We start from the raw sequence: 550 nt of genomic DNA on the forward strand, positions 1-550 counted from the left end.
GCCACCGTGAGGGTGAAGGCCAGGTCCACCGTGTACGCGGGGCGCCTGCGCACCAGCTCCGCGCCGGAGGGGCCCTGCACGACGTCCTCGTGCAAGACGTTGGTGGAGTAGCGACGACTCTCGCGCATCGTGGGGCCTGACAGCACCACGGAGGGCAGCGAGGCCATGGCGATGACGTTGAGTCCGTCGGCCACCGTGTCGTCGTAGTCGATGGAGACGCTGGCGCTGACGTTGGCCACCACCTGCTGCTTCAGCTCGCGCAGCAAGGTGCGCACGAGGCGGGTGAGGTCCGCTTCCTTCGCGACGCGTGGGCGCAGGTAGCGGTACGCGCCCGAAAGGACAGCGGCCTCGCCTGGGATGGGGCTGCCCTCCGCGGAGAGGTTGAACACCTCGACGTCGACGATGCCCACGGCGTGGGCCGGCGTCCTCACGTCCGCGAAGTGAGTGCCCAACTCCACACGAAGCGACAGTACTTCGGCGGGCACTCCTCCCAGGCGCACGGCCACCCGCGCGGCGAAGCCAGTGCCGGCGAGGCGGAGAATGTCGCCGC

General features: G+C 70.0%; 1 pseudogene. It reads right to left on the reverse strand.

Going from position 1 to position 550, the window contains the following annotated elements:
* Positions 1-550 (reverse strand): annotated as a pseudogene (locus tag HUW62_RS47675) (transcription factor); the annotation flags it as partial.

This window comes from Myxococcus sp. AM011, from assembly GCF_013372595.1.
Lineage (GTDB): Bacteria > Myxococcota > Myxococcia > Myxococcales > Myxococcaceae > Myxococcus > Myxococcus eversor.